This window comes from Frankia sp. R82 (assembly GCF_023716925.1).
Lineage (GTDB): Bacteria > Actinomycetota > Actinomycetes > Frankiales > Frankiaceae > Frankia.
In genome coordinates, this window is the sequence record NZ_JAMQQG010000158.1 from 1 (window position 1) to 1,374 (window position 1,374).

At 64.4% G+C, this 1,374-nt stretch carries 1 protein-coding gene; it reads left to right on the forward strand.

Features of this window, described 5'->3' with window-relative positions; translation table 11 throughout:
• Positions 1–75: 75 nt before the first annotated feature.
• A complete protein-coding gene (locus tag ND747_RS16340; protein ID WP_251734469.1) occupies positions 76–1,317 on the forward strand; it encodes an IS256 family transposase in 1,242 nt (413 codons plus the stop codon).
• Positions 1,318–1,374 lie beyond the last annotated feature (57 nt).

A 1,374-nucleotide genomic window follows, 5' to 3' on the forward strand; every position in this document is an offset into this window, starting at 1 on the left:
GGCGGTCCGTGACGTAGAGCGACCACCGCGTGATCCTTTTCGAGGACCGCCAAGAACTCGATGAGGAGATACGCGATGGCCGTGCGTCCGACTGTGACCGATGCCGAGGGGTTCGGCAAGGAGTTGATGGCAGCGAGTCCGGACCTGCTGGGGTCGATGGTGAAGGCGTTCGCGGAGGCGTTGATGGGCGCCGAGGTGGACGGGATCTGCAACGCGGAATATGGGGAGATTTCCCCCGAGCGGGTGAATCGGCGGAACGGGTACCGGGCGCGGGAGTGGGATACCCGTGCCGGGACGATCGAGCTGGCCGTGCCGAAACTGCGTCAGGGATCCTATTTTCCGGAATGGTTGCTGACCCGGCGCCGCCGCGCCGAGCAGGCACTGATCTCGGTGGTCGCCACCTCGTATCTGCTCGGAGTATCTACCCGGCGGGTCGACAAGCTTGTCGAACAGCTCGGGGTCGCGCATATCTCGACGTCGCAGGTGTCGGTGCTGGCGAAGCATCTGGACACTCAGGTCGAGGCGTTCCGATCCCGGCCGTTGGACGCCGGTCCGTACCGGTTCGTGCAGGCCGACGCGTTGACGATGAAGGTCCGTGAGGACGGCCGTGTGATCAACGTGCACTGCCTGCTTGCCGTAGGGGTCAACGGCGACGGGCACCGGGAGATCCTCGGCCTCGACGTCGTGAGCAGCGAGGACGGCGCCGGCTGGCTGGCGTTCTTCCGCGGCCTGGTCGCCCGCGGCCTGTCCGGGGTACGGCTGGTGACTTCCGATGCCCACCGGGGACTGGTCAACGCGATCGGCTCCACACTGCCCGGTGCGTCGTGGCAGAGATGTCGGACTCATTACCTTCGGGACTTGCTCACGATGACACCAAAGTCATCGCAGCCGTGGGTCGCCACGCTCGTGAGAACTGTCTTCGACCAGGCCGACGCGAACGAGGTCGGCGGGCAGTTCGACCGGGTCGTCGAAGCACTATCCGAGAAACTCCCGAAGGCCGCCGACCATCTCTCCGGCGCAAAATCTGACCTACTCGCTTTCACCACCTACCCGCGGGAGGTCTGGCGGCAGATCTGGTCGTCGAACCCGCAGGAAAGACTGAACAAAGAAATTCGCCGCCGCACCGACGTCGTCGGCATCTTCCCCGACCGCGACGCTATCATACGTCTCGTCGGCGCGGTCCTCGCCGAACAACACGACGAGTGGATCGAAACCCACCGCTACTTCGGCCTGGAAATCCTCGCGAAAGTCGACGCCACGAACAATCCCTCCGACACACCCGAGATCAGCGTGACACCCGAAGCCCTCACCGCATAACCTTCAACCAGGATCACGCGGCATCACTGTCCGTACACCACCACCGTGGGCATGACC